The 24,755-nt window shown below is 26.8% G+C and carries 21 protein-coding genes; 13 read left to right on the top strand and 8 right to left on the bottom strand.

Annotated elements, in window-relative coordinates:
• Nucleotides 1–232: 232 nt before the first annotated feature.
• On the top strand, nt 233–1,048 hold the full coding sequence (locus BRSU_RS03260) for an ATP-binding protein (RefSeq protein ID WP_048593768.1): 816 nt from the start codon (nt 233–235) through the stop codon (nt 1,046–1,048).
• 609 nt (nt 1,049–1,657) lie between these two features.
• Here BRSU_RS03260 and BRSU_RS03255 read toward each other — a convergent pair.
• Nucleotides 1,658–2,131 carry a CAP domain-containing protein gene (locus BRSU_RS03255; protein ID WP_245158042.1) on the bottom strand — a complete coding sequence of 158 codons (474 nt, stop codon included), beginning with the start codon at nt 2,129–2,131 and terminating at the stop codon, nt 1,658–1,660.
• 299 nt (nt 2,132–2,430) lie between these two features.
• On the opposite strand from BRSU_RS03255, the gene BRSU_RS03250 reads away from it, so the two are divergent.
• The 3 genes from BRSU_RS03250 to pyrF all read left to right on the top strand — a co-directional run bounded on the left by BRSU_RS03250 (nt 2,431) and on the right by pyrF (nt 5,560).
• Nucleotides 2,431–3,198, top strand: a complete 768-nt coding sequence (locus BRSU_RS03250; RefSeq protein ID WP_048593766.1) for a dihydroorotate dehydrogenase electron transfer subunit — start codon at nt 2,431–2,433, stop codon at nt 3,196–3,198.
• Nucleotides 3,199–3,222: 24 nt separating this feature from the next.
• Entirely contained in the window at nt 3,223–4,134 is a 912-nt protein-coding gene (locus tag BRSU_RS03245; protein ID WP_048593765.1) for a dihydroorotate dehydrogenase, read from the top strand.
• Nucleotides 4,135–4,204: 70 nt separating this feature from the next.
• Nucleotides 4,205–5,560, top strand: coding sequence for an orotidine-5'-phosphate decarboxylase (pyrF, locus tag BRSU_RS03240; RefSeq protein ID WP_048593764.1), 1,356 nt, complete (start codon nt 4,205–4,207; stop codon nt 5,558–5,560).
• A gap of 52 nt (nt 5,561–5,612) precedes the next feature.
• Here pyrF and BRSU_RS03235 read toward each other — a convergent pair whose 3' ends face one another.
• Both BRSU_RS03235 and BRSU_RS03230 read right to left on the bottom strand, forming a co-directional pair.
• The gene (locus BRSU_RS03235; protein WP_048593763.1) at nt 5,613–6,218 is read right to left on the bottom strand and encodes a metal-sensing transcriptional repressor; all 606 of its coding nucleotides are present in this window, start codon (nt 6,216–6,218) and stop codon (nt 5,613–5,615) included.
• A gap of 175 nt (nt 6,219–6,393) precedes the next feature.
• On the bottom strand, nt 6,394–8,082 hold the full coding sequence (locus BRSU_RS03230; protein WP_048593762.1) for an FAD-dependent oxidoreductase: 1,689 nt from the start codon (nt 8,080–8,082) through the stop codon (nt 6,394–6,396).
• Nucleotides 8,083–8,360: 278 nt separating this feature from the next.
• On the opposite strand from BRSU_RS03230, the gene BRSU_RS03225 reads away from it, so the two are divergent.
• The 3 genes from BRSU_RS03225 to BRSU_RS03215 all read left to right on the top strand — a co-directional run bounded on the left by BRSU_RS03225 (nt 8,361) and on the right by BRSU_RS03215 (nt 9,561).
• Nucleotides 8,361–8,564: a hypothetical protein gene (locus BRSU_RS03225; RefSeq protein WP_041177241.1), complete on the top strand. Its 204-nt coding sequence runs from the start codon at nt 8,361–8,363 to the stop codon at nt 8,562–8,564.
• 250 nt (nt 8,565–8,814) lie between these two features.
• Nucleotides 8,815–9,003: a putative motility protein gene (locus BRSU_RS03220; RefSeq protein ID WP_041177240.1), complete on the top strand. Its 189-nt coding sequence runs from the start codon at nt 8,815–8,817 to the stop codon at nt 9,001–9,003.
• Between the two features lie 195 nt (nt 9,004–9,198).
• A complete protein-coding gene (locus BRSU_RS03215; protein WP_209435133.1) occupies nt 9,199–9,561 on the top strand; it encodes a helix-turn-helix domain-containing protein in 363 nt (120 codons plus the stop codon).
• An 11-nt stretch (nt 9,562–9,572) separates the two neighbouring features.
• Here BRSU_RS03215 and BRSU_RS03210 read toward each other — a convergent pair whose 3' ends face one another.
• From BRSU_RS03210 to BRSU_RS03190, 5 genes are all read right to left on the bottom strand, one after another.
• On the bottom strand, nt 9,573–10,118 hold the full coding sequence (locus BRSU_RS03210) for an epoxyqueuosine reductase QueH (RefSeq protein ID WP_048593761.1): 546 nt from the start codon (nt 10,116–10,118) through the stop codon (nt 9,573–9,575).
• A 10-nt stretch (nt 10,119–10,128) separates the two neighbouring features.
• Nucleotides 10,129–11,376, bottom strand: a complete 1,248-nt coding sequence (locus BRSU_RS03205; RefSeq protein ID WP_048593760.1) for a DUF6175 family protein — start codon at nt 11,374–11,376, stop codon at nt 10,129–10,131.
• A gap of 124 nt (nt 11,377–11,500) precedes the next feature.
• A complete protein-coding gene (gene catA, locus BRSU_RS03200) occupies nt 11,501–12,151 on the bottom strand; it encodes a type A chloramphenicol O-acetyltransferase (protein ID WP_048593759.1) in 651 nt (216 codons plus the stop codon).
• Between the two features lie 67 nt (nt 12,152–12,218).
• Nucleotides 12,219–13,208 (bottom strand): glycosyltransferase family 9 protein, encoded by a 990-nt coding sequence (locus BRSU_RS03195; RefSeq protein ID WP_048593758.1) that lies wholly within the window; start codon nt 13,206–13,208, stop codon nt 12,219–12,221.
• Nucleotides 13,209–13,236: 28 nt separating this feature from the next.
• Nucleotides 13,237–14,355, bottom strand: a complete 1,119-nt coding sequence (locus tag BRSU_RS03190; protein WP_048593757.1) for an AI-2E family transporter — start codon at nt 14,353–14,355, stop codon at nt 13,237–13,239.
• Nucleotides 14,356–14,477: 122 nt separating this feature from the next.
• Here BRSU_RS03190 and BRSU_RS03185 point away from each other — a divergent pair, with 122 nt between their 5' ends.
• The 6 genes from BRSU_RS03185 to BRSU_RS03160 all read left to right on the top strand — a co-directional run bounded on the left by BRSU_RS03185 (nt 14,478) and on the right by BRSU_RS03160 (nt 24,755).
• Nucleotides 14,478–17,873, top strand: a complete 3,396-nt coding sequence (locus BRSU_RS03185; RefSeq protein ID WP_048593756.1) for a UvrD-helicase domain-containing protein — start codon at nt 14,478–14,480, stop codon at nt 17,871–17,873.
• A 143-nt stretch (nt 17,874–18,016) separates the two neighbouring features.
• A complete protein-coding gene (locus BRSU_RS03180; protein WP_048593755.1) occupies nt 18,017–18,730 on the top strand; it encodes a tetratricopeptide repeat protein in 714 nt (237 codons plus the stop codon).
• On the top strand, nt 18,727–20,001 hold the full coding sequence (dprA, locus tag BRSU_RS03175; protein ID WP_048593754.1) for a DNA-processing protein DprA: 1,275 nt from the start codon (nt 18,727–18,729) through the stop codon (nt 19,999–20,001). Before BRSU_RS03180 ends, dprA begins: the two co-directional genes overlap by 4 nt.
• 42 nt (nt 20,002–20,043) lie before the next feature.
• Nucleotides 20,044–22,194, top strand: coding sequence for a type I DNA topoisomerase (gene topA, locus BRSU_RS03170; RefSeq protein WP_048593753.1), 2,151 nt, complete (start codon nt 20,044–20,046; stop codon nt 22,192–22,194).
• Nucleotides 22,140–23,087, top strand: coding sequence for an N-acetylmuramoyl-L-alanine amidase family protein (locus tag BRSU_RS03165; protein WP_048593752.1), 948 nt, complete (start codon nt 22,140–22,142; stop codon nt 23,085–23,087). The genes topA and BRSU_RS03165 overlap by 55 nt, the downstream gene beginning before the upstream one ends.
• 345 nt (nt 23,088–23,432) lie before the next feature.
• Nucleotides 23,433–24,755, top strand: a complete 1,323-nt coding sequence (locus tag BRSU_RS03160) for an AAA family ATPase (protein WP_048593751.1) — start codon at nt 23,433–23,435, stop codon at nt 24,753–24,755.

Below are 24,755 nucleotides of genomic sequence, written 5' to 3'. Positions count from 1 at the left end.
TTCCATTAAAAATAAAATATTATTAATATTATACCTATATTTGGTATAATATCAATATGCTAATCTTTCATAATAATAACCATTAAATTTAGAATATATTAAAAAGTATATTATCATTTTAATTAACATGTTGCTTTAGCAATAGAATTTTATATATAAATATTCTATTATTATTTTCATAAGATATTAGAAGATAACAAAAAATAATAAAATATAATAAAGGATATTATAAATGAAAAGAAGAATAATAAAAATTGATGAAGATAAATGCACAGGCTGCGGAATATGCATACCTGATTGTCCGGAAGGAGCTTTACAGATAATAGACGGAAAGGCAAGACTTATAAGCGATTTATTTTGTGATGGACTCGGTGCTTGTATAAAGGCTTGTCCTGAAAACGCCATGAAGATAGAAGAAAGAGAAGCTGAAGAATATAATGAAAGCAAAGTAATGGAAAACATTGTAAAAGGCGGAGTTAATGTTATAAAGGCTCATCTTGAACATTTAAGAGATCATGGAGAAGATAAGCTCTTTAATGAAGCTGTAAAATATTTAAAAGATCATAATATGGAGGTTCCTAATATGGAAGACAATAAACATTGCGGCTGTCCGGGAAGCATGCAGAAAGATATGAGAAATCAATTCAGAGGTGAAAATAATAATAACAATGTACAAATGACTTCAGAATTAAGAAATTGGCCTATACAATTAAAATTAATGAATCCTAATGCTAATTATTTAGATAATGCAGATTTACTTATAGCTGCTGACTGTGTGCCTTTTTCTTATCCGAATTTTCATTCAAGATTTTTGAAAAATAAAACTCTTTTGATGTTCTGCCCAAAATTAGATACCGATATAGACAGTTATATAGAAAAACTAGTTAACATATTTACAAACAAAAATATTAAGTCAATATCTATAGTAAGAATGGAAGTTCCTTGCTGCGGAGGAGTTGAGATGATAGTGCAGAAGGCTCTTGAGATTGCTAAGAAAAATATAATAATTAAAGAGTATGTAATTTCAATAGACGGCAATATAATTTAATAATATATTTTTAATTAAATAATTAAAAAATACTATTTTCTAACTTTACTAGAAAATAGTATTTTTTTTGTATATACTGAGACAAATATACTTTGTCAACCGCGAGCTGCGGCACCTTCCCGCACGGTACAGTTTCATCTTATCAAATGCTAACTATACGTGCGGTTGATTACCTATTATTGTACAAAATTAATAATTTATTTTAACAGGTAAAACATTTAAGCAATACAAAATAATATTTTATATTATAAAAATATTATTTATATTCATAAAAAAGCAAAAATTGACAAAATATAATTGTTTAAGTATATACTAAAAATTTTTAAGTTTGTCAATCAATACACTTTATGTAGAATTATCAACTTTTTTGCCGCACACGCTCTGCGGGCTTCGCCTTATACCAACAAAAGAACTGGGGGTGTGGGGGCTAGTCCCAACAAATAATAAAATAATTTCTGACAAAATATAGTTGTTTAGTTATATACTGAAAATTTTTAAGTTTGTCAATTTTAAATAAGCATTAGTATTCAATCATACTAAAATTGTATTACAGTAAATTTAAACTAACAAATTGTTATAGTTTTAATATCAAATTATTTTTTCTTTTACTTAAATAAAAGAATCACTCAAAAAAAGCTGAACCCAATATTTACTTCCATTATATTCATAAACTCCAACACCAATAGTAGTATAATAATCAGCTAAAATATTATCTTTATGTCCTTGAGAGTTCATCCAAGCATTCATAGCTGAAGAAGCACTTTCTCTCATAGCAACTATATTCTCGCCTCTAACATAAGCCTTTGAATTAAATCCGTATTCATCAAGCACAGTATCAAAATCACTTCCGTCAGGTCTTACATGATCATATTTCTCTACTATTTCTTTAGCTCTTTGGTTTGCAGCTTCACATAATTTGTCATCTAATTTATATTCCTTAAGCCCTGATTTTACTCTTTCTTGATTAACTAAATTAAATACTTCCTTGGCATCTGCACTTATTGATGTGTTATTATTGGAATTATTATTAGAGTTATTGTTGGAATTATTGCCGGGATTAGTAGTATTGTTATTACAAGACATTAGAATCAGCAATAAAAAAATTAAACTATAGTTTTTCATTTTACACCTTTGTTTTATTCGTTTAATTTTTAAAATAACAATTTTATTAATAATGTGTAATATTAAAACAAAAATTATTTAAATGCCATACTTGAATTTTTATAGATATATGATATATTCAGTTTTCATGAAACATATTATTTATTTTTTACATCATAATAATATTTAAAAAGAAATTTTCAAAGAATACAATCTTCTATAAAAAGAAGAGGTATTCTTTTTTTATATAAAAAATATTTATAAAAATAAAGGTTCATAAAATGTTTTTAGAAGACGGTATTATAATAAATAATATACAAATATCAAATGATAAGTATCTGCTTAGAATACAATCAAAAGAAAGCTATAAACATTCAAAAGCAGGACAATTTTTCATGCTTAAAAGCAATACTTTTTTAAGACGCCCTATAAGTCTGCATTATATTGATAATGATATACTTGAATTTTATTATCAGGTAAAAGGCGAAGGCACAGAGTATTTATCAAAATTAAAAGAAAATAATACTATTAGTATTCAAGGACCATTAGGCAATGGATTTGATACAAATATTAATAATAAAAAAATATTAATAGTAGCAGGCGGAATGGGAATAGCTCCTATTAAACTTTTAATAGAAAAATTAAACAATTCCAACAACTCTATAACATTAATAATGGGCGGTGCTGATTCAAGTGCCATAAAAATAATGGACAGATTCAATACCAATAATATTGATTTACATATTACAACTGATGACGGTTCTGTTGGTGATAAATGCAATACAGTTGATAAAACTAAAGAATTATTAAAAGAAAAAACTTTTGATATTATATACACTTGCGGCCCTACAGTTATGATGAAAGCTTTAATAAAAGTTGCTAAAGAAAATAATATACTTTGCTATGCTTCACTTGAAGAGAGAATGGCTTGCGGAGTTAATGCATGTTTAGGATGCAATATAGAAATAAAAGATGAAAAGTCTGGATATACACTTAAAAAAGTCTGTCATGACGGCCCTGTATTCAACGGCGAATTATTAAACTTTTAAATTATAAAATATATGGATAAATTTATGAGCAGATTAAATATAAATTTTTTAGGAAAAGAATTAAAAAATAATGTTATAACATCTTCAGGCTGTTTCGGATTCGGTGAAGAATACAGCAATTATTTTGATGTTAATGAACTTGGAGCAGTGAACTTAAAAGGCATAACATTAAATAAAAAAGACGGCAATAAAGGTACTCGTATAGCAGAAACTCCTTCAGGTATGATAAACTGCATAGGACTTGAAAATCCAGGAATAGAATATTTTAAAGATAATATAATAAAAAATATAAAATATTCTACGCCTATAATATTAAATATAAATGGTGCCACTATAGATGAATATGTAAAAGTAGCTGAAATAGCAAATGAAATAGAAAGAGTTGATTTTATAGAGCTTAATATATCATGTCCTAATGTGAAAAATGGAGGAATGGCATTTGGTGCAAGCTGTGAAAGTGCCGAGTCTACTACAAAGGCTGTAAAAAAAGTTCTTAGCAAAAAGCCTTTAATAGTGAAATTATCTCCGAATGTTACTGATATAGCAAGCATAGCAAAAGCAGTTGAAGATGCAGGTGCCGACAGTGTATCACTTGTAAATACATTCTTATCTATGAAAATAGATACTAAAACTAGAAAACCATTACTTGGAAATATATTCGGAGGATTATCCGGTGCATGTATACGTCCTATAGCTGTAAGAATGGTTTATCAAGTATATAAAGCTGTAAAAGTGCCTATTGTTGGTATGGGCGGTATCACTAATTATAATGATGCTTTAGAGTTTATACTTGCAGGAGCTTCTTTGGTTTCTATAGGAGCGGGAATATTCTCTAATCCTGTACTTCCTATAGAAGTTATCAATGGAATAGATAATTATCTTAAAGAAAATAAAATAAGCAATATAAAAGATATAATAGGTGCAGCACATTTATAACTTTATCAAAATATTTAAGTTTTAAAATATAATAAATAATTTGATTATAAAAAATATAAAAGGATAAATTATGACAAAATTAACTGAAAACCCAAAAGAAAGATTAATTATAGCATTAGATTTTAATTCTATGGGAGAGGCTACCAAACTTATAGATGAGCTTGGAGATGAGGCTGTATTTTATAAAGTAGGACTAGAGCTCTTTTTATACACTAAAGGCGAAATAATAGAATATTTGGCTAGTAAAAATAAAAAAGTATTTTTAGACTTAAAATTCCATGATATACCTAATACTACAGCTATGGCTTCATTATTCGCTGCTAAACAGAATGTATTTATGTTCAATGTACATACAAGCGGCGGTAAAAAGATGATGGAAAAAACTGTACAAGAGATAAAAAAACTCAATAAAGATAATTTAATAATAGGCGTAACAATATTAACAAGCCTCTCAGAAAATGATGTAAAAAATATGTTCAGCTCTAATTTACCTCTTACAGATTTGGCAGTTAATTGGGCTAAATTAGGAAAAGAATCCGGACTTGACGGTGTTGTATGCTCTCCTAAAGAAGCAGCAGTAATAAAAAGAGAATGCGGAGAGAATTTCAGAACAATTTGTCCGGGTGTAAGACCTAAATGGGCAAGCACTGATGATCAGGAAAGAGTTATGACTCCTAAAGAAGCTATTGAAAATGGATGTGATTATCTTGTTGTTGGAAGACCTATTACAAGAAATGAAGACAGAGTAAAAGCCTGCAAAATGATTGTTGAAGAAATTGCTGAAGGTATGGAGAACAATAAAAAAGCAAAATCAAAATTAATAGCAGGTGCTTTATTAGAAACTAAAGCAGTTAAACTTAATGTTAAAGAGCCTTTCACATTTGTATCAGGAATAAAAAGCCCTATATACTGCGATAATAGATATGTAATAGGATTCCCTGAGGCTAGAAAGGTTATAGTTGATGCCTTTGTGAGCATTTTGAGAGATAAAGACTTTGATGTTATAGCTGGTACTGCCACAGCTGGAATACCTTGGGCTTCTTTCATAGCTTATGAACTTAATAAACCTTTATGCTATATAAGAGCAGAGAAAAAAGAACATGGACGCGGAAAACAAATTGAAGGTGCTGAATGTAACGGTAAAAAATTAATATTAATAGAAGATTTAATTTCTACAGGCGGAAGTTCTATAAAGGCATTTGAAGCAGCTAAAGCTGAAGGGGCTATAGGACTTGAAATTATATCAATATTTACTTATGAATTTGAAAAAGCATATAAAAACTTTGAAGAAGCAGGAATTAAATTCTCATCTCTTTCTAATTTCTCATCTCTTATGGAAATAGCTAAAGATGAAAAATACATAACAGAAGAAGAATTATCTAAGGCTTTGGAATGGAATAAAAATCCAGATGCTTGGGGTAAATAAATAAAATTTAAAGAAAATAAAAGCAAGGGATTATCCCTTGCTTAAAAAATAATTACTTGATAAGTTTTCTCATATATCTGAAGAAATCTTCTTTTTCTTTAGGTGAAATCATACATGTATTCAAAAATACTTCCATAATTTCCTGATTAACACTTCCCATAGCAGCTTTAACAGCTAAAGACTGATTAAGTATATCACCGCAATATTCTCCTTTGGCAAGCATTTTTTTCATTCCTTTAATCTGACCTTCGATTCTGTTTAATCTTATAATAAGTCTTTTTCTTCTCTCAACAGCCTCTTCTCTGTCAAATTTAGAAACTTTGTTATTATCTCCAAAATGTTTATTCCAAGCCTTCAATCCGCCTTCTAATATATAGAGATTCTTAAATCCCTCTTCTTTCATATATTCCGCTGCTTTTATACTTAACTTACCAATGGAACAATATAGTAAATATGGAGCTTCTTTGTCTAATTTAGATATTTCTCTTTTAAACACTCTTGGCTTAAGGAAATCCATAGAAATAGAATCTTCAATCATACCCTCATAATTATGTTCCATCTCCGTTCTGACATCCAATATTACTATATTATCTGTATTATTGATAATTTCATCAGCCTCTGAAGGAGATAATATTTTTAAATCATTTTCTATTAACATATTTCATCCTTGTTAAAAGTATATATCTTTTCTTATATTATATAATAAATATAAAAAAAATAAAATTATAAAATCTTTTTTTAAGAAAAAATTTGAATTATATATATTATTAACAATAAAAAGAGCCATTTCATAAAAAACGGCTCTTTTATTATAAAGGTATACAAATATAAAATTATCCGAAATATCCTGTTAATATAGGTTTTCTTCCAGTGCTTTTATCATTAAAATATTCATATTGTGATAATCCGATAAATCCGCCTGAAACATTAACAACATTATTGAATCCGATATTTTGAAGTATTTTGCATGCTGTATAGCTTGTTAAGCCTGTTTTACAAGTTATATATACTGTTCTGTCTTTAGGTATTTCATTATATCTGCTTCTTAAAGCTCCAAGAGGTATATTAACAGCTTTTTCTAAATGTCCTACTGCAAAATCTTCAGGCATTCTTACATCTAGGAAATAAGCATCTTTTTCTACCAATTCTCTGACTTGACTATAATGAACTTGCTTATAATCTCCATTTCTTAAATTGGAAGCAACATAACCCGCAAAATTAACTACATCTTTAGCAGTACCGAATGAAGGAGCATAGCATAATTCTAAATCTTTAAGATCATCTATAGTGCCGCCGAATTTTATGATAGTAGCTATAACATCTATTCTCTTATCAACATTTCCTTTACCTATAGCCTGAGCCCCTAATATTTTACCTGTAGGTACTTCATATATAAGTTTGAAATGCATTAATCTAGCATTAGGCATAATTGATACGCCGTCAAAAGGAATAATCTCTACAGTATCATAATCTATATTCAAATTCATAGCTTTAATGAATCCTTCAGAAAGTCCTGTAGAAGCTCCATTATATCCGAATACTTTAATAACTGATGAACTTATAAATCCTCTATTATCAACTGTTCTTCCATTGATATGATCAGCAACTGCCCTAGCCTGTTTTTGAGCAGGTCCAGCTAAAGGAAGTCTGTAATAATCATTGAATAAAGGACTATATACCTCTATAGCATCTCCCACTGCATAAATATCTTTATCATTAGTTCTGTAAGTAGAATCTACTTTTATAGCTTTAGTTTTTCCTAATTCTATACCAGCTTTAACAGCAATATCAGTTTCAGGAGCTACACCTATAGCAAGAATAACAGCATCAGCCTCTATTTTTTTACCTGAAGCTAAAATAACTGTATTTGTATCGAAGCTGTCAACTTTATCATTAACTATTAAATTAACTCCATTGTCCATAATTTCTCTATGAAGAATTTGAACCATATCATAGTCAAAAGGCTTCATTATTTGAGGCAATGCTTCTATTATAGTTACATCATATCCTACTTTTTTCAAATTCTCAGCCATCTCAATACCTATAAATCCGCCGCCTATAACAGACACTTTAGCATTTGGTTTTCCATTAAGGAAATTATGTATTTTGCTTATATCAACAACATTTCTTACAGTAAATACATTAACTTTTTCAATTCCTTTAATAGGTGGTACTATAGGTTTAGCACCCATTGAAAGTATAAGTTTATCATAGCTTTCTCTATACTCTCTGCCTTCAGATACAACTACAACCTCTTTATTTTCTCTATCTATTGCAACAACTTCGCTATTAACTCTTGCATCTACATTAAACTGTTTTAAAAACTTTTCAGGATTCATTAAAAGTAAAGTTTCTTCATTAGGTATAAGTCCTCCTACATGATAAGGAAGAGAACAATTAGAGAAAGATACATGAGGACCTTTTTCAAACATTATTATTTTATCTTCTTCATTTAATCTTCTAAGTCTTGCAGCTGCAGAAGCTCCGCCTGCAACACCGCCTACTATTAATATTTTTTTCATAGTACAAAACTCCCAGATAATATTTTATTTTAATAATATACCTAGTATATGTATTATTAAAAAATAAGTCAATATTTTTAAACAAAAATATAACAAAAAATATTATTTTACTATATTAAATAATATTGCTGTAATAATAATGCTTTGTATTTTCACTTAAACTTTAAATTATGAAAACATACAAAATTTTATACATTTCTTTCATTTTTTATATTTATGTTCATTTTAATAATAAATATTCCGATATTATATGTATAATAAGTCTTTGGAGGTTTTAAATGGGTGTTTCACTTAACTCTATTTATTCATCCGATATGTTTCCATTGACTAGACATATGACTTCTGCAGGATTAAATGTTTACAACTCTTCTGCTTACGGCTCTGCTCAGTCTGCTGATAAAGTTGCAAGCATGGTAACTCCTCAGGGATCATCTGCTCCTATAAACAACAATATTGGAAAGACTTTGGATGTATATGCTTAATTATTAGTTTTGACCAATTATGTGAAAGTACTGCTCTGTAAGTTGATAAAAAATAAAAATAATGAAAACATAATTGGTCATCTTTTTTAACAAAAAAATACATTATGTAAACCATATTGTTATCATAACACATTCTATAAAGTTTATTTTTAAACATTTTTAAATATTTTTCTTGATTTAATATAGCATTGATTTACAATTATATAGTAAATTAGTTTTAAATTTATAATTTTAAATGGAGGTATATACTATGGATCTTTCAGCTTATAGTTCTTATTCTACTGGAATGCTTAAACAAGATATTTCTTTAAGCATGATAAGAAAAACTTCAGACATGCAAGCTCAGGCTGTTGATAAAATCATGACTAGCATGCAGCCTCAAGCTGTTTCTGCACCTATGAGACCTGGTGTAGGTGAAAGATTAAGCACTTATGCTTAATTAAATTAAAGTAATTTTCATAAGGCTGCTGATATTTATTATTGGCAGCTTTTTTATTTATAATAAACAAAACATACCCACTATAAAACACCAAAAATATACTTTTTTCACTAATAATCAAATTATAAATTGTTTTTTTAATTAAAATTTTTGTATATCATAAATAAATAGACATAAGTATGAATGGAGTTTTTTATGATGGATACAGAAGTAGTATTAAAAAATTTAGGTCAAAATATAAGAGAATTAAGAAAAAACAAAAAAATGACTATAGATGAATTAGCTGAAAAATCTTCTCTTTCCGGAAAATATCTTCAGGGTGTAGAAGTTGGAAATAGAAATATATCAATAAAAAATCTAAATAAAATCTGTAAAGCATTAGAAACATCTCCGGATATATTATTAAACATGAAACCATACAATTTAAAATCTTCAGAAGAAAAAATATTTGCAATATCAGAAAAACTTAAAAAATTTGAAGAAAATAAATTGGATTTTATAGGAAATATGATAGATCATTTAAACAATATAATAAAAAACGAAGAAAAAAACGAATAATATATATTAAATTATCTTATACTAAATTCACATCCGCAATAATTTTGTCTATAAAGTCCAGCTTCATTAGCTATTATATTAGTCTTTTTAAATCCGTCTTTTTTCTTAAAGTCAAAATGCAAATACTCTATTCCTTCATAATTCTCTGCTAAACTTTTACCTATCATCTCAATAACTTTACTGTTTTTATGCGGGCTTACAGTCATTACAGTAGCAACATATTTAGCATTTATACTTTTAGCATATTCAAAAGCCTTTTTCATTCTATGCTTAAAACAAATGCTGCATCTTGCCCCTTTTTCAGGTTCATTTTCAAAACCTTTTATATCATTGTACCATTTTGCAACATCATCATCTTCTTCAGATATATAAGTTTTTATACCCAAAGTATTTGTATAATTTATAAACTCATCCCTTCTTCTTTTATATTCTTCGATAGGATATATATTAGGATTATAAAAATAAAACACAGTATCATAATCCTCTAAAATAGTACGAGGATAAGACATACAAACAGCACAGCAAGTATGAACAACTAATCTTTCTTTAATATCCATAGCAGAAAAATTACCTCTTACTTGCCTTCAAAGTGATAGTTTTATCATCAAAGCTATTTATTATTATTTGATAGCCCATATTTTTAGCTTTAGAATTAATATCAACAGCCAAATCTCTGCTGCTTCCTACATAAGTAACTACATATCTTGAAGACTCTCCAGATACTCCTCTATTATAAATATTTTTTAATCCGCCTATATTCTTTTTCATAGCTTCTTCAAAACCTATAGATTCATTAAAATCAAGCCCGCTTACATATATAGTATACTCTGTACCGTTTTGAACTTCGCTTTGCCATTTATTAACTATCTGATTAACAAAATCATCTGATACATAATCTGCTGATTTAACCAAAGCTATGGAATGTGCATCCTTATCACTTCCTCCAACACCGCCTGCCTGATGTGTAGCACGGGCTATAGTAGAATAATCTGATATATTAATAGCTGTTATTGCAACATCGCTTCTATAACTTTTCATAGCAGTACCTTGTATAGTTGTAAAGAAAGCTGCATCTGCTTTACCTATTATAGCTATTTGTGCTCCTGTAGCATCGGCTATCTTTTTTATCGAAGAAGATGAACGTGAACCTCTTGTATCTTCGTAAGTTATATTTTCTTTTCTCATTACATTTTCTAATGATGAAGGACTAACAAATTTAAATCCTTTCTCACTCATATTTTTTTCTAATTCTACATTAAAAGATTCGCTTAAATTTCCTGTTTCATCTGTAACAAGCACAACTATAAGAGGAAGATTTTTTCTGTCCATAAGTATGCCCATAGCCTGAAGATTATCTTGAAGCATGTCCACACCAACTGTAGCCTCTATTTTAGAATACCAAACAGAACCGGATTTAGATATATTTATAACTTTATATGCAGATATATATCCTGTTGTATTATCATATATTTTAGAGCTTATAAGTCTGTTATTTTCTACCAAAGTACTTCCATTAACTATAGAACCAACTGCCTGCTCTACTGCATTTCTTTTAGCACTTTCAATGGATCTTTCTATAGCATCAGCTTCTCCTCTTCCGTCAGCAGATGCATAACCTTCGGCAACTATTTTTGTGGTTTTTCCACCCTTGAAATCAGGATTCTTCCAATTATTAACTATTCCAATCTCTCCAGTTTCCTCTCCTACATATACGCCGCCGCTTGATGTGTTTTTAGAAGTTGTAGCACAGGATATAAAAAATAAAGATAAAAATATAAATAAATATAAATATAACTTATTCAATGTAAATTTCATACTATCATAAACCTCAATTAATATTATATAAAACTCTTATTATAAATAAAAAACAAATTTTTAATTAAATATAATGTTATTAACATATATTTTATAATAAAGTTATATTTTTTCAAGGAAGAATTCAATATAATAAATAGAATTCATCAAATTCATGCTGTAAATCTTCAAAGAAAATACCCACATGATATCCATCACATACACTATGATGTATTTGTAAACATAAAGGCATCATTATATTGTTTTTATCATCTGTATAATATTTTCCTATAGTAAATATCGGAGCTAAATATTCAAAACTATTGGGTAAATTAAGATTAAAACTAGTAAAAGTTGATAATGGAAGAGATGAAATATTAAATATATTTTTTATATTGCATGGCTTAGCTAAAAAAGTTTTATTTTCTCCATAAGTTTCCATATCTGAAATATAATTTTTATAAAACAAATCAAATTTTTCATTATATTCAGTATGAATGGATGAAAAAGTTTTTGTATCATTATGAAATATAGTATAACTTGGACTTATAATATCATAATAACCAAGTTCTTTATTATCATTCAATGCCATTTTAAATTCTTTGTATTTATTTACAACTTTTGATATTAAGTAAATAACAGATGCATAAAATTTAATATTTTTATCTTTAACAGTTTTTTTAAATTTTGTAATATTTAAAGGCACTGTTATGCTATATGTACATGGAATATTATTCATATACATTTCATAATGCTCTTTTCTATTATAATTATTTAAATCTATTTTATTAAACATGTATATCCTTACAATTACAGATTTCTTATTTATATAATTAATAAATAAATTTTATATAAAATGTATCTTAAATACCTTTATAAACAGACAAAAGCGATGGAAGAATTTCTTCGGGCTCAAGTTTTTTTAAGCAGTCAATAGTTTTGCATCCTCTTTTCATATACTCACAATGAAAACTTTTTAATACTGTGCAATATTTTTTTCTAGCCTCTATATTTATAGCTTTATCTCCTCTGGCTCCGTAAATCAAAGGCAAAGTATCTCCGAATATGCCTATAGAATATATATTGCTGGCATTAGCTATATGAAGAGGGGCACTATCGCCTCCAATCAATGCATAAGAATGTTTAATTACAGATATAAGTTCTCTGATACTTAATTTATTAGTAAAATCATCAGCTATTATATTTCCTAATCTTTTTTTCATTTCATCAGAAAAATCTAAATCATCTTTAGATCCTATAACTATTATAGGTACTTGTTTTTCTTTATAAAACATATCTATAAGTTTTGAAAAATTGTCTATGCCATACCTTTTACTTATTCTAGTAGCACCGCCATGAACAAGCAAAGCATTTTTATAATTTTTCATTTTATCAATACCAAATTCATTTTCTTCTTCAGATAAAAATATTTCTGTATTTATACCGTCTTCTTTTATATTCATAGGCTTCAATATAGAAAGTATAGTATCTACTATATGTCTTTTATGCTTTTTCCAAGAAGTTTTTTTATTAAGAAGGAATCCTCGGCATTCACTGTTTACTCCTGCTCTTATTGGTATTTTTGCTTTATATAAAAGTGAAGCACCGTAAAATGCTGTTGTAGCTGTAATACCTACATCATAATTCTGATTTTTTATATATTCTGATACTTTATCATCTCTAACTATAATATTATTTATATATGGATTCTCTTTTAAAATATCTATTCCTCTAGCACCATTTACAACATCAATAGTACAGTCATTATAATGTTTTTTTACAGCTCTTATTAGAGGAGTTATAAATATAGTATCCCCTATATAATTCATTCCTATAATCAATATTTTTGTCATAGATAAACTCTTAATAATTTTACTTACATTATGATAATCTTCGTTTTTTTAACATTCTTTCCTTTTTTGCCTCTAATAATCTTTCTTCATTGTATATTTTCATAATCTCAAAGAATAGTATAAAACTCAAAGGTCCCAATATGATTCCTGAAAGTCCAAAGAATAATACACCTCCAAGTATAGCAAAGAAAATAAATAATGGGTGAAGCTCTATTCTGTTTCCAAGAAGCAAAGGACGTACAAAATTATCAGGTATTGTAATAAAGAACCATGAACATACTATAAATATAATGGCTTTAATAATTTCACCATTTATTAGAAACAATATTCCTAAAGGTATCCATATTATAGTAGTTCCTATTATAGGCATAAAAGACGCTATTATAGTAAGAAATGCAAATGTAAATGAATTGGAAACTCCAAATATAGTATATACTATAAAAGCACAAAAACCCTGAAACATTCCTGTAAACAAATTTCCAAATACTATTCCTTTTATACCTTCAGAAACCTGTTTTATAAGTCTGTCAAGATATTTTGCATCTATAGGAACTAATGTTCTTACCTGACCTATTAAATATTCTCCGTCTACAAAAAAGAAAAATAATGAGAACATCATAAATATAAATGAACTTACAAATCCGCCTGTACTTTTTAATAAACTAGCTACATTTTGAGTAAGATACGAACTTATAAATGTTAAATTTGAAAGAGAAGAATCTTGTATCCTTTTTAATATACTTTCCATAGAAACATCTATAGGCAATGATTTAAGAAAATTATTTATGTTAGAATTATTCATAACTTCATTAACATCTAAATTCATAAAATATTTAATACCAATATTAGAAATATCTATAAGCTGAACTATTATAGTATAGGCTAATATACTTGTAGGAACCAAAAATATAATTAAAGATATAAGAGAAAAAAGCAATGCTAAAGTATTTTTTTTGATTATAGAAAGTTTATCTGTTTTTTTATAGCTATTACCCATAGCCTTTATAAAAAGTGGATTTAATATGACATAAAAAACAACGGCAAAAAATATTATCATGCCGAAAGGCCTCAATAATTTATACATTATAAATATAGACAGGAATATAAAGGCTATAAAGAAAATATAGCCTATATTGTTTTTATTCATAAAATCTCCAAAATAAAATAGTCCAAATTAATAAAATTAATTAGGTTTTTATAATAATATATATAATATATTTTTCAAGCATTTTAATTTGAATTATTAAATATTTATGTTATCATATAAAAATGGTATTCAATTTAAATGATAAGCAAAAAGATATAATAAAATGTTTTGAAGATAATGGCTTATGCTTTGTTAATGCATCGGCAGGAACAGGAAAAACAAGCACAATAACAGAGATATATATAAAATTATTAGAAAATAAGGAAAAAGTTTCAAATATAGTAGTTATCACTTTCACAAAAGCAGCAGCTAATGAAATGCTTTTCAGAATAAGATCGAAAGTAAGAAATAAAATAGATTCTATAAAAAACGCAAATGATGAAAAATCTTTAAAAGAAAAAAAATACTGGCAGAATATTTATAAAGATATATTAACAAGTGCTAAAATTTCAACAATAAATGCATTTGCCAATTCTATAGCTATGGAAAATGCAATGTATCTTTCCATACCTCCTAATATGGCAATATTGGAAGATAGCATTGATATTCAGGAAACATTAAAAAGCGAGATTTTAAATATTTTAAGACAGTCAAAACATGCTGAAACCATACGCTCTCTATATAGAATATCCACAGAAGACAGTAAAAATAAATTTGCACAAAGAATACTTCATTTCTTACTAAAAATAAAGCCAAGACTTGAAAATATAAATAGATTTGAAGAAAGAGCATTAGAAATAATAAAAATAGATGATAAAGAATATGATAAGCTATATAATAATATATATAATTATAGTATAGAACTTATAAATGATAATTTAAAAAGCGGAAAATTTATAACAGAATGTAAAAATAGAATATCTCTTCTTCTTCAAAAAATTGATTTGATAAAAAATAAAGAAAAATCAAAGGAATTAAAATCAGAAGATTATGAATATATTAGAATTGCATTAAGCAATGTATCAGATGCCAAATTAGGAAATACAAAACATGATGAATTCAGAGCTGTATTAGAAGATTTAAAACAATGCACTAACTCTATGCTTAATTATATAGATATATTATATAACGAAGAAAATTATAAAGCAGTAATAGATTTTATAAAAGAAACATACAATCATATAGAAAAAGTAAAATCTAATATAGGCATATACTCTCATGAAGATATGATGTACAAAGCTATAGAAGCATTAGAAAACGATGCCATATCAAAAGAAATAAGAGATAATATATCATCATTAATACTAGATGAGGCACAGGACACAAGCATTTTACAATTTGATTTCATAAATTTAATAGTATTCGGACAAAGAGAAATAACAAGCAAATCAAAAACAGATAAAAAATTGATGATAGTAGGAGACAGAAAGCAATCAATATATAGATTCAGAAATGCTGATGTAAATGCATTCACTAATGTACAAGAAAATTTCAGTAATTATGTAAGATATTTAAAAGATAATTACAGAAGCAATTCTATGCTTATAGATTTCTTTAATGATTTATTCAAAAGCACAGTATTTATAAATGATGACATTAATTATAAAGATGAAGATGATTTGGATTATAATAAAAAAACTGAGAATAAAGCTGTATCTTTACTAATATTCAATAATAATATAGAAGATGAGAATATTCATTTATATGCAGATGATAAAACAGAATTAGAGGCCTATGCTATAGCTGAATATATAAAAAATAATTACAGCAATGATTATAAAAACACTGTTATACTTCTTCAAACATTTAAAAGATTAGATAAATATTTAAAAGCATTATCAGATTATAAAATACCATACTATATAGACGGCGGAAATAAATTCTATTCAAGAGAAGAAATAGTATTAATAAAAACATTCTTAGAATACTTAATATTAAGAGACCATGCCAAACTTCCTGAGATACTTAGAAGCGAATTATTTGATATTGATATAGGCAATCTATCAGATTTTTTATTCAGCTTGTATGTTAAAAATTTGGATATAAAAGATTATTTCCCAAAAATGGTTTATGATGAAAATAAATATAAAGAAATAGAAAATATAGCCAAATCAAAAAGCTATTATAATCAATTAAAAACAGCTAAAGAATTATTAAACAATATAGAAAGTCAAATACCTATGATGAATGCCGCTGAAATAATAGAAACTATATGCATTGATACTAATTTCTATAATTATTTAATGACTATGAATGATGCTGAAATTTCTTATGCTAATATAGAAAAATTAAAAACTATAGCGAATGATTTTGAAAATCAAACCGGAAATAATATTTATGATTTTGTACTCAATCTAAAAAATACTAATGATAATGAACCTTATTCTGCTATACCAAAATTATCAGTTGAATCTGTAAAAATAATGACTATACATAAATCTAAAGGACTTGAATTTAATAATGTATTTGTTGCTGGAATTGGAAGTTATATAAAACCTAATTTATCAGATTTTGATTTTATAGAAGATTCATCTTTTATAAAACTTCCTGTAAAAAATAAACACTATAGTATAGATTTCTCAGCATCAAATACAGAAAAAAATAAAATCAGTGAGATATCAGAAAAAAGAAGATTACTATATGTTGCTTTGACTAGAGCTTCTAATAATCTAACACTATCAGGAGAACATTCTAAAGGAGAGACCTACAGATCATATTTAAATAAATATCTCAATGATACAATAAAAAATTATAAATCTGATGCAATAAGTGAAGATACTGAAGGCTTAATAAAAATTGATGATATAGAAAATAAGTTTATTGATTCATATTTATATGGTCTTTCTATAATACCAAAAGAAGAAACAAATATTACAGATGCAGAATTAATAAAACAAAAAATTAATAGCCTTTCAAAAGAAAACAAAAAAGAAAATAATAATGAATATATAAAAAATATTAATCCGTCCTTAAATAAAAATAATAAACTTAATAAAAATTATGTTAACATATCTGATCTTCTAAATAGAAAAATATCAAAACTAGAAAATGATATAAATAACACAGATAATGAATATAATGAAGATATAGAGGTTATATCATATAAAGATATAGGAATAATAATACACAAAATGCTTGAATATTTTAATTTTGATAAATATAAAAAAGAAAAAGAAGAATATCTTGAAAAAGTAAAATCATATATAATAAAAAGCAATAATCATTATAGCAAAGAGCAATTAACAGAAAGTTTGAACACAGCATTCAAAAAGCTATTTGAAAATCATCATATACAAAATATACTCAATGGAAATGAGGAAATAGTATCAAGAGAGCATACATATCAACATGATAACGGAAAAAAATTAATAACTGGAAAAATTGATATCATAACTAAAAATAAAAATGATGAATATTATATACTAGACTATAAAGTATCAGAAGAAAGCGAATATAATATAAATAAATATCAAGATCAATTAAATATTTATAAGTTTATGTTTGAAGAAGTTACGAAAACAAATAATGCTGATATAGATAAAAATAAAATAAAAACAGATATTATATTCTTAAAATAAATTACGAATATCAAATTTTACATAAAAAATACAGTATATTTTTATATTATAATGATATATTTTTATTAATTATTTCTATTATATTAATAATTTTCTTTACTTTTTTCTATTATATTGTATATATTATAATTGTGAGGAAAATAATGGAAGTAATTTTTAAATATTTTACATTAATAATTTGTTTTTTATCTATCATATCATGTGATAAACAGGTAATTTTTAATAGGTTTAATTTAAATAGAGCCTATAATTTATATGAAAAAGGAAAAAATGCAGATGATGATAAAGCTCTGCTTGAAATAACTTCCACTTACAATGACATTATAAATCAGAAAATATATGCTCAGGATAGACTAGCATCTGTATATAGAACATTGGGAGAAAGAAGTTTGGTAAAACAGCAGTATGGATATTCAGCAAAATATTTTAATGAGGCTTTAAAAATACTGCCTAATAGCCCATATTTAAGATATGGATTAGGTTTATCTTATGCCAATTTAGCAGAAAGTGCTGATACTCAGGAGAAAAAAAGCAATTTCATACAAAGAGCTGAAAGTAATATAACTTTTGCTATAAGTAAAGATCCTAATAATGCAAATTATTATGCTGCTTTAGCTTCATTACAGGGAATACAAAAAGAAAATTATGAAGAAGCATTTGAAAATATAAAAAAAGCTGTTGAAATGAGTCCTGATAATGCAGATTATTTAATGTTATTAGCAAGAATACAATATAGCAGGGGAAATTATAATGAAGCTGTAACAGCTTATAGAAAAATACTCAATCTGCCTGTTGAAAATAATGTAAAAGAAACAGTGTTAAAAAATATTGAGCAAATTATAGGACAGAGAAATTGAATAAAAATAATGATGTTAAAACTTATTTGATTGCCTTGAATCAAATTGATAAAGTAGGAGATAAAAGAATATCCGAACTTATAAATCATTATGAATCTGTAGAAAATATTTTTGATGATAAAGAAGAAAATATAAAAGAATTATTAGAAAAAAAATTTAAATCTCAAATAGGTAATTTTGATAAAAATGAAATATTAGATAAAGCAAATACAATAGTAGAAAAATCAAATAACTATGGTATAGGAATATTAAGTTTATTTGATGAAGATTATCCATTTAATTTAAAACAAATAGATAATCCGCCTTATATACTTTATTATAAGGGAGATTTAAAAAAGCTAAGAAGAAATGCTATAGCAATAGTAGGTACTAGAGAGCCTACAAATGAAAGCCATAAATATTCTTTTGAGCTTGCTAGTAAATTATCATCTTTGAATATATCTGTTGTATCAGGAATGGCTAAAGGAGTTGATAGAGAAGCACATCTTGGGGCAATATCATCTCATATTAATACTGTGGCTGTTTTAGGAAATGGAATTGATAATGTTTATCCTTCTGAAAATTTGCAGATATATAACAAATTATCAGAAAAAGGATTGATAGTAAGCGAATTTGAAGTGGGAAGAAAACCTGACAGAATGAATTTCCCTAGAAGAAACAGAATAATATCAGGACTTTCTTATGCAGTTGTTATGGTTGAAGCTGCAAGCAAATCCGGTGCTTTAATTACTGTTGATTATGCTCTTAATCAAGGAAGAGATGTTTATATTGCACCTTATGATGAAAAGAAAAGCTGTTATTTTGGAAATCATAAACTATATAAAGACGGTGCTAAAATAGCATATAATTATATGGATATACTTGAAGATTTTGATTCAATATTCTCAAATGATGATGATTATGTGAAGATGAAATTAAAATATTTTGAGGGCGGAGATATAAAATCTAAATCTTTAAAAAATGATTCTATAAAAAGTGAAAGCAATAATAGTAAAGAAAAGAAAGAAATAAAAAAAGAAGAAGTAAAAGATAAAAAGGAAAAGAAAAAAAATAAAATATCAAAACAAAATGATGAATCTATTATAAGTACTTTACAGGAAGATGAGGCATTGCTTTATAATATAATAAAACAAAATGATAAAATACATATTGATGAAGTTATAGAGGAAAGCAAAATGAAAGTGCAGACTGTAACTTCTATGCTGATGCAATTAGAGATAAAAGGAATTATAAAGCAGCTTTCAGGAAAATATTATACTATAGAAAAATAAAAAATATATATAACTTTAGGATTTATAAAAGGAGATTTAACTATGGCTACAACAACAGAGGAAAAAGTAAAAAAAACAGCAAGTAAAAAGACAAAAGATAAAAAAGAGTCTAAAAAGAAAAAACTTGTTATAGTGGAGTCTCCGGCGAAAGCTAAAACAATTAATAGATATTTAGGCTCTGATTATCTTGTAATGTCATCAATGGGGCATTTAATAGATTTGCCTAGAAGTAGACTGGCTATAGATGTAGATCATGGATTTGAACCTGAATACATTACTATAAGAGGAAGAGCCAAAATATTAAATGATTTGAAAAAAGAGGCAAAAAAAGCGGAAGAAGTATTGTTAGCTGCCGACGATGATAGAGAGGGAGAAAGTATAGCTTGGCATATAGGAAATAAAATCAGAGGCGTAAACTCTGCTGTACCTATAAAAAGAATAGTATTTCATGAGATAACAAAAGATGCTTTAAAAGAGGCTATCGATCAGCCTAGAGATATAGATATTGCAAAAGTTAATGCTCAAAAAGCAAGGAGAGTATTAGACAGACTTATAGGTTATAATTTAAGCCCTTTGCTTTGGGATAAGATTAAAAGAGGGCTTTCTGCAGGAAGAGTACAGAATGTAGCTTTACTTATAATATGTAATAGAGAAGATGAAATTGAAACTTTTGTACCTGTTGAATACTGGACTTTCGGAGTATTTTTAAAGCATAAAAATAAAGAGTTTTTAGCAGAACTTCAAAAATATAAAGGTGAAAAGCCTGATTTAAAAACTAAACAAGATGTTGAAGATATAATGGAACATCTTAAAGACAAAACTTATACTGTTGCAAGCATAGAGGTAAAAGACAGATTAAGAAACCCTACAGCTCCATATACTACAAGTAAACTTCAACAGGCGGCAAGCAGTGCATTAGGATACAGTGCTTCAAAAACTATGCAGGTAGCACAATCACTTTATGAAGGTGTTGACATTGCAGGAGAGGCAACTGGTTTAATAACTTATATGCGTACGGATAGTGTAAGGATATCCCCTGTTGCTCAAGAACAGGCTAAAGAGTTTATAGAAAAAGAATACGGAAGTAATTATTTACCTCCTGAACCTCCTACATATTCAGTAAAAAAGAATGCTCAGGATGCTCACGAAGCTATAAGACCTACTAATGTATTTTTAACTCCTGATAGCATAAAAGAATATTTGAAAACAGATCAATATAAACTGTATAAACTTATATGGGAGAGATTTGTATCATCTCAAATGCTTCCTGCAAAAATGAAAAATACAAGAGCTATAATAGTTGCAGGCGATTGTGAGTTTTCTCTTTCTTCTTCAAAAATAGAATTTGACGGATTTATGAAAGTTCTTACAATAGATAAAGAAGACAAAGAAAAAGCTTCAAAAATGCCTAATTTATCAAAAGACGATGTATGTGAATTTGTTGAAAATAATCCTCAGCAGCATTTCACAACACCTCCTCCAAGATATACAGATGCTTCATTAGTAAAAATATTAGAAGAATCAGGAATAGGAAGACCTTCTACTTATGCTCCAACTATTAAAACAATTATATCAAGGCATTATGTACAGAGAAAAGGAAAACAATTAGTACCTACAGAATTAGGAAAACTTGTTAATGAGCTTATAAGCGAAAATTTCCCTGAACTTGTAAATATTAACTTTACTGCTGACATGGAAAGTAAACTTGATAAAATAGAAGACGATAATATAGAATGGAATAATATATTAAAAGAATTCTATCCTCATTTTTTGGATACATTGAAAACAGCTACTGAAAATATCAATAATATGAAAGATTTTTTCAATGAAGAAACTGATTTTGTATGTGAAAAATGCGGTAAGAAGATGATTAAGCGTTTGGGAAGATATGGATATTTCATAGCTTGTTCCGGATTCCCTGAATGTAAAAACACTAAAGGAATATCTTTTGGCGTTTGTCCTAAATGCGGAGGCGATATAACATTAAAACGTTCAAAAAGAGGAAGAGAATTCTATGGTTGTTCTAATTATCCTAAATGCGATTTTGTAAGTTGGGATAAACCTCTTCAAGAACCTTGTCCTAAATGCGGAGGACTTATGGTTGAGAAGAATATTAAAAACAAAGGATTGTTTAAAGTTTGTATCAAGGAAGATTGTGGTTATTCGGAGGAAATCAAAGAGGACGAAGAATAACATTACTATTAATTACTGTATTAGCTCTGTTTAATACGTGTTATTTACTTTATCCGCAAAATAATGATAAGATAAAACTAAATAATTTAAATATAAAAGTAGAAGATTTGAAAGAGGCTTTTAATCCTGCTGTAAGTAAATTCAGCGAGAAAACTATATCTACAATAATTATAGATCCAGGCCATGGAGGAAAAGACCCAGGAGCTGTTGGAGTAAATAAATTATTTGAAAAAGATATAGTTTTAGCCTTTTCATTAGAGTTAAAAGAAGAATTAGAGGATTTGCTTCCTAATGTCAAAATTGTACTTACAAGAACAGGAGACACCTACCCTACTCTTGAAAAGCGTTTTGAAATAGCTAATGATGCTGCAAAAATAAATACTGATAAAGCAAAAAATGCCTTATTTGTTAGTGTTCATGCCAATGCTTCATTCAGTCCAAGTGCTAGAGGTTTTGAGGCTTATTTTGTTAGTGCTCAGGAGTCAAGCGAATATGCAAGAGCAGTATCAATGTTTGAAAATGAGGCTTTGGTAAAATTTGATAATATAGACACTTCAAAATATGAAAAAGATTCATCACAGATAACTCATAACTCTATGCTTATAGAACAGTATCAGAAAGAAAGCAAATTATTAGCTGAATCAATAACAGAACAAGTTCTTAAAGTTTCAGGAGTGGCAAGAAGAACTAAACCTGTACAGAATGCTTTATTTTATGTTCTTAAAGGTGCCGTTATGCCTTCAACATTAATAGAATTAGGATTCATAACAAACCCAGAAGATGCCAAGTTTATGAATACCAAAGAGACAAGACTCAAAATGGTAAAAGCTACAGCTGAAGGTATAAAACAATACATAGAACTTTTTGAAAAGACTAAAGGTTTTACAAAATAATTTTTTAATATATAATATAATCGTTACAATTTTGTATATAGTTAAAGTATAGAATTAAATTTTATTAATAAGTTTATTTTTTATTTATAATTTTTATGTATTTGTGGGGACTAGCCCCCACACCCCCACTTATTTTGTTGCCACAAAGAAGCAAAAAGGCTGCATATTTACACTCTCAATATTAATTTGTAGTGTATTTATTAATACCAAAATAATTATAAATAATTAATTTTACAGACATAAATTTTTGTGCATTAACATATTAAATAATCTTAACTTTATATAAAATACAAAATTGAAACGAATATAATTTTCAAAATTATTTAATATATATTTGGAATCAATATGGAACTTCAATTAAGAAATATAGGAATGATAAAAGAGGCTGATATCATATTAGACGGACTTACTTTAATAGCAGGCGAAAATGATACAGGTAAAAGTACAGTAGGAAAGGCTTTGTATTCTGTTGTTGCTGGTTTAAACAATGCTGAAAAAAACTATAAAGAATATGTTGAAGAAATAAAAATATATCCAATATTAAGAAATATAGTAAGAAAATTAGAAAACGAATTTTTAAAAAAATGCAAAGATGAACATTCTTTAATTAGAATAAGAGACTTAGATTTTGTAGGATTTCAGCAATATATAAGTGAAATATTAGAACATTTTATTTTTGATACAAATAATTTAAATAATAATTTTTTTAAAGAATATAAAAAAAATCTTCAGGAATATGATTTATATAACTGTATAGAAAATGATATAAAAGAATATTTTAATATATTAAGTAATAAACCAAATATTAATGAAATAAAGTATTATAGTATAAAACAGCATATATCAAATGAATTAAAAAATAATGTGCAATCTTTTAATTGTGAAAAATCAAATATATCTATATTAGAAGATAATAATAAAATTATAAATATATATATCATCTATGATCAATTTAATGGTGATGAATTAATAGGAAATGTGTATGCCTCTGATATAACATATATAGAAACACCGTTTATATTTAATATGATAGAAAATAATATTATACGTTATAAATTAAAAAACTATAATATAGATAATCATTTAGTGGATTTAGGAAAAAAAATAATTGAGAATAGAAGAAAATATATAACAGACAATAATTATTTTCTTTTTGAAGAACTAAATAAAACAAAAAAATTATCAGATGAAATACAAAAAAATATAAATGGTAGTATAGAATACGACAGTAGCAAAGATTTAATATTTTTCAAAAAAAATAATAACTATATAGAACTTTCAAATACTGCTGTAGGAATAAAATCTTTTGCTATAATAGATTTACTTTTAAAAGCTGGTATTTTTAATGATAAACATATTTTAATACTTGATGAGCCTGAAGTACATTTACACCCTAAATGGCAAATTGAATATGCTAAACTTATGGTTAAAATGGCTGAAGAATTGGATATACAAATTTTAATTAATTCTCATAGCCCGTACTTTATAGAAGCTATACAAAAATATTCTGAAAAGTCAGAAAAAATTGCTGATAAAACTAATTTTTATTTAAGTGAAAAACAAGATGACGGTTATGCTGTAATAAAAAATGTTAATAATAATTTAAAATCAATATATGATACATTATACGATGCATATAATATTTTAGATAAGGATACGCTTAGTTAA

The organism is Brachyspira suanatina, from assembly GCF_001049755.1.
Lineage (GTDB): Bacteria > Spirochaetota > Brachyspiria > Brachyspirales > Brachyspiraceae > Brachyspira > Brachyspira suanatina.
The sequence above is the reverse complement of the archived record's forward strand: the minus strand, read 5'-3'. Positions and strand labels throughout refer to the sequence as shown.

Excerpts from the sequence above, each read along its gene's own strand:
- BRSU_RS03210 (WP_048593761.1), bottom strand. The coding sequence starts at position 10,118 with ATGGATATTAAAGAAAGATTAGTTGTTCATACTTGCTGTGCTGTTTGT.
- BRSU_RS03255 (WP_245158042.1), bottom strand. The coding sequence starts at position 2,131 with ATGTCTTGTAATAACAATACTACTAATCCCGGCAATAATTCCAACAAT.
- BRSU_RS03205 (WP_048593760.1), bottom strand. The coding sequence starts at position 11,376 with ATGAAATTTACATTGAATAAGTTATATTTATATTTATTTATATTTTTA.
- BRSU_RS03195 (WP_048593758.1), bottom strand. The coding sequence starts at position 13,208 with ATGACAAAAATATTGATTATAGGAATGAATTATATAGGGGATACTATA.
- BRSU_RS03250 (WP_048593766.1), top strand. The coding sequence starts at position 2,431 with ATGTTTTTAGAAGACGGTATTATAATAAATAATATACAAATATCAAAT.
- BRSU_RS03190 (WP_048593757.1), bottom strand. The coding sequence starts at position 14,355 with ATGAATAAAAACAATATAGGCTATATTTTCTTTATAGCCTTTATATTC.
- BRSU_RS03215 (WP_209435133.1), top strand. The coding sequence starts at position 9,199 with ATGATGGATACAGAAGTAGTATTAAAAAATTTAGGTCAAAATATAAGA.
- BRSU_RS03220 (WP_041177240.1), top strand. The coding sequence starts at position 8,815 with ATGGATCTTTCAGCTTATAGTTCTTATTCTACTGGAATGCTTAAACAA.
- BRSU_RS03185 (WP_048593756.1), top strand. The coding sequence starts at position 14,478 with ATGGTATTCAATTTAAATGATAAGCAAAAAGATATAATAAAATGTTTT.
- BRSU_RS03160 (WP_048593751.1), top strand. The coding sequence starts at position 23,433 with ATGGAACTTCAATTAAGAAATATAGGAATGATAAAAGAGGCTGATATC.
- BRSU_RS03225 (WP_041177241.1), top strand. The coding sequence starts at position 8,361 with ATGGGTGTTTCACTTAACTCTATTTATTCATCCGATATGTTTCCATTG.
- BRSU_RS03235 (WP_048593763.1), bottom strand. The coding sequence starts at position 6,218 with ATGTTAATAGAAAATGATTTAAAAATATTATCTCCTTCAGAGGCTGAT.
- BRSU_RS03245 (WP_048593765.1), top strand. The coding sequence starts at position 3,223 with ATGAGCAGATTAAATATAAATTTTTTAGGAAAAGAATTAAAAAATAAT.
- catA (WP_048593759.1), bottom strand. The coding sequence starts at position 12,151 with ATGTTTAATAAAATAGATTTAAATAATTATAATAGAAAAGAGCATTAT.
- pyrF (WP_048593764.1), top strand. The coding sequence starts at position 4,205 with ATGACAAAATTAACTGAAAACCCAAAAGAAAGATTAATTATAGCATTA.
- topA (WP_048593753.1), top strand. The coding sequence starts at position 20,044 with ATGGCTACAACAACAGAGGAAAAAGTAAAAAAAACAGCAAGTAAAAAG.
- BRSU_RS03230 (WP_048593762.1), bottom strand. The coding sequence starts at position 8,082 with ATGAAAAAAATATTAATAGTAGGCGGTGTTGCAGGCGGAGCTTCTGCA.
- BRSU_RS03260 (WP_048593768.1), top strand. The coding sequence starts at position 233 with ATGAAAAGAAGAATAATAAAAATTGATGAAGATAAATGCACAGGCTGC.
- BRSU_RS03180 (WP_048593755.1), top strand. The coding sequence starts at position 18,017 with ATGGAAGTAATTTTTAAATATTTTACATTAATAATTTGTTTTTTATCT.